This window comes from Micromonospora sp. S-DT3-3-22, assembly GCF_015354745.1.
GTDB lineage: Bacteria > Actinomycetota > Actinomycetes > Mycobacteriales > Micromonosporaceae > Micromonospora > Micromonospora wenchangensis.
Window position 1 is genome coordinate 1 of the sequence record NZ_JACGMO010000238.1, and the last position, 3,881, is coordinate 3,881.

The following is a 3,881-nucleotide window of genomic DNA, read 5'->3' on the forward strand; positions in this document are numbered from 1 at the left end:
CGGGACCAGCCCGTCGACCAGGGCGGCCAGCCGGGGGCGGACCACGCCCGTCGGGCCGCCGACGGGCAGCCCCGCCAGGTCCCGCAGCAGCTCCGCGACCGGCCCGAACACCTGCTCCGGGTACGGCGGGCAGTGCGCCACCGCCCAGCGCACCGACCGGCCGTCGACCTCGGGCAGCCGGTGGCGCAACTCGGCCAGCAGCCGGCTGCGGCCGATCCCGTCCGGGCCGGTGACGGCCACCCACCGTGGACGATGCTCCCGGACCGCCCGGGTGAGCTGGTCCAGGGCGGTGGCGACCTCCCGGCGTCGACCGATCAGCGGGCCGTCGTGCCGGGCCGGCCGGTGGCGGGTCGGGCGGGTGACCCGCCAGACGTCCACCGGCAGCGCCTTGCCGGCGAGGCTGGCCGGGGCGAGGGCGTGCTGGTCGATCAGGCCGGCGGTGGCCCGGTGGGTGGCCGCGCAGACGACCACGCCGCCCGCCGGGGCGTACTCCTGGATGCGGGCGGCGGTGGTGAGGACCGCGCCGGAGGCCATGCCGTGCCCGCCGTCGCGGGCGGCGGCCAGGTCGACCACCGCCTCGCCGGTGGCGACGCCGACCCGGACCCGCAGCGTCACCCCGCCGGGCAGCGTCCGCCGGTCCAGCGCGGCCTGGATCTCCAGGGCCGCCCGCACCGCCCGGTAGCCGTCCAACCCGTCGGAGGTACGCGCCCCGAACAGCGCCATCACCGCGTCGCCGACGTACTTCTCCACCGTGCCCTGCCAGCGGCGCAGCACCCCGGCGACGGTGTCGAAGTAGGCGAACTGCACCGCCCGGACGTCCTCGGGGTCGAGCCGTTCGGTCAACGCGGTCGACCCGACGATGTCGGCGAAAAGGACGGTCAGCGTACGCCGTTCCTGCGGCACCGGCCAGGGCGTCGTGGTGGCGTCTTCCCGACCGGTACCGATCGTGGACAGTGGCATTCCACCCACCCCTTTCCTGCGCGGTGCTGCCTCTGACGACGATCGGAGACTGTCACCACCGGGCTGACGGGGGATCTGCCGAACGACGTATGTCGGTCGGTCGCCACCTTTAGTCGCAATGTCGACGCGAGAGGTACCAATGCCGGATCAAGCCCGTAGAACGGTGCGGGGACCTGTGACTAGGCTGCGGACATGGCCAGCGATGTGGACACCGCACCGCTCGTCGGCCGCGCCGACCAGCTGGCGGTGCTGCGCGCCGCGCTCCACGACGGGATCGGCCCCGGGCAGACCGCCGCCGTCTTCGTCACCGGTGAGAGCGGGGTGGGCAAGACCCGGCTGCTCACCGAGGCTGCGGCGCGGCTGCGGGACGCGGGAGCGGTGGTGCTCACCGGCTCCTGCCTGGACATCGGCGACGCCTCCCCGCTGCACCCGGTGCTCCAGGCGTTACGCCGCTTCGACGCCGACCTCACCGCCGGTCAGGCCCGCACCTCGTCGGCGGTACGGGGTCTGCTGCGGACGTTCGCCGAGGACAGCGGCGGCGCGGACAGCGCCGGGGCGCTGCTGGAACGGGTCTCCCGGGGGCTGAGCCTGATCGCCGAGGGCCGTCCGCTGGTGCTCGTCCTCGACGACCTGCAGTGGGTGGACCGGACCACCCGGCAACTCCTGCTCTATCTGCTCGCCGGCCTGGGTGACCTGCAACTGTCGGTGCTGGCGGCGGTCCGGGCCGAGTCGTTGCAGGGGGCCCACCCGCTGCGCCGGGTGCTCACCGAGCTGCGTCGGCTGCGGTCGGTGCGGGTGCTCGACCTGGGGCCCCTCGACCGGACCGGCACCGACCTGCTGGCCGCCGAGATCGTCGGCGCGCCGCTCGCCCCGGAGGCCGCCGACCAGGTCTGGCAGCGCAGCGGCGGCAACCCGTTCGTGGTCGAGGAACTGGCCCGTGACCTGCGCGACGGCCGCGACGGGCTGTCCGACACGCTGCGCGAGATCTTCCTGTCCCGGGTGGACGCGCTGCCCCGGCACGCGCACGCCGCGGTGCACGCGGTGGCGGCGGGCGTCGAACCGGTCGAGCACTGGCTGCTGGCCGAGGTGCTCGGCCTGCCCGAGGCGGAACTCATCGAGGCGCTGCGTGAGGCCGTCGCCCACCGGCTGCTCGTCGGCGCGGACGACGGCTACCGGCTGCGGCACCGGCTGGTCGCCGAGGTGCTCGCCCACGAACTGCTCCCGGCGGAACGCGCCGGCCTGCACCGCCGCTACGCCGAGGCGCTCACCCGGGTCCCGGCGGAGCTGCACCAGGCCCGGCTGGCCCACCACTGGCGGCTGGCCGGTGAACCCGGTCGGGCCCTGCCGGCGGCGATGGCCGCCGCCCGGGAGGCCGAACGGCTGCACGGTTTCGCCGAGGCGCACCGGCACTGGACGGCGGCGTTGCAGCTGGCCGCGACGCCGGTCACCGGCCCGGTGGACGCCCCGCCCGAGGTGGACCGGGCGGTGCTGCTGGAGCGGGCCGCCGAGGCCGCCCACAAGAGCGGCGAGCACGCCCGCGCGTTGTCCCTGCTGGCCGAGCGGACCGGGGGCGAGCCGCTCGACCCGTCCTGCGCGGTGCGTATCCAACGGGCCCGTTACCTGGCCGCCGCCGGCCGGTCCGCCCCCGCCGAGGCGGAGTACCGCAGCGTGCTGGAGGCCGCCGAGTGCACCGCCCGGGAACGGGCCAACGCCGCCGCCCGGCTGGCCGAGCTGCTGCTGCACCTGGGCCGGTACGCCGACGCCGGGCAGCGCGCCCGGGAGGCCCTGGAACTGGCCGCGTCGGTCGACGGCAGCACCACGGAGGTGGTGCTGGCCAGCTCCGCGCTGGGCTTCAGCGAGGCGTTCCTGGAGGACCCGGACGCCGGCCTGGCCGTGGTGCGCCGGGCCCTGGAGACCGCCGAACGCTCCGGCGGCCCGGAGGACGTGGCCTGCGCGTACCTGCACCTGGCGGAGCTGCTGACCGGGCCGCTGAACATCCTGGAGGAGGGGGTGGTGGTGGCCCGCCGGGGTGCCGAGCGGGTCGCCGAGCTGGGCCTGGGCCGCACCTACGAGACCCGGTTGCTGGCGATCGCCACCAACGGGCTGTTCCGGGTCGGCCAGTGGGCGGAGGCGGAGAAGGTGGTCGCGGCGGCGCTGCGGCACCGCCCGTCCGGCGCCGACGCGGTCGAGCTGCTGCTGGCCCGCTGCCGGCTCTCCGTCGGGTACGGCGACGTCGAGGCGTCCGACCGGGACCTGGAGGCGGTGGCGACGATGCTCGCCGGCGGTGGCGCGCCCCGGCACGTGCTGCCGATGCTGATCCTGCGGGCCGGGCTGGCGATGTGGCAGGGCCGGCACGACGTGGCCCGGCAGGCCGTGCAGCGGGGCCTGACCGAGAGCCGTTCCGACGACGTGGTGCTGCTGGGCACGCTGGCCTGGCACGGGCTGCGCGCGGAGGCGGAGGCGCACGCGAGCCGTACCGTGGCGGTCGACGAGACGGCGGTCCGCCGGCTGCGCGACGCGGTCGACCGGGTGGCGGCCAAGAGCGCGACGGCCGCCGGGCCGGTGCGGGTCAACGCCGACGGCTTCCTGGCGTTGTGCACGGCCGAGCTGACCCGCCTCGACGGCCGGGGCGACCCGGAGGCCTGGGCCCGGTCGGCGGCCGAGTGGGACAAGCGGAACCACCCCTACCCGGCGGCCTACTCCCGGCTGCGGCAGGCCGAGGCGTTGCTGGCCCGGCGCAGCCGCAGCAGCACGGCGACCACCCTGCTGCGGCAGGCCCACGAGATGGCGTCGAGCCTGGGCGCGGTGCCGCTGACCAGCGAGATCCGGACGCTGGCCGGCCGGGCGCGGGTGGAGCTGACCGGGCGGGTACAGCCCGCCGGGGCGGGGCGTGTCCCGGCGGCCCGCACGGGCGGCTCCCG

2 protein-coding genes are annotated in these 3,881 nt (G+C 76.6%); one reads left to right on the forward strand and one right to left on the reverse strand.

Annotation, left to right across the window (positions count from 1 at the left end; all coding sequences use genetic code 11):
* Positions 1-960: adenylate/guanylate cyclase domain-containing protein (locus H1A17_RS33660; RefSeq protein ID WP_194823777.1), on the reverse strand; the 960-nt coding region annotated here is incomplete at its 3' end.
* A 192-nt stretch (positions 961-1,152) separates the two neighbouring features.
* Between H1A17_RS33660 and H1A17_RS33665 the strand changes: the two genes are divergently transcribed.
* On the forward strand, positions 1,153-3,881 hold a 2,729-nt coding region (locus tag H1A17_RS33665; protein ID WP_194823778.1), incomplete at its 3' end, for an AAA family ATPase.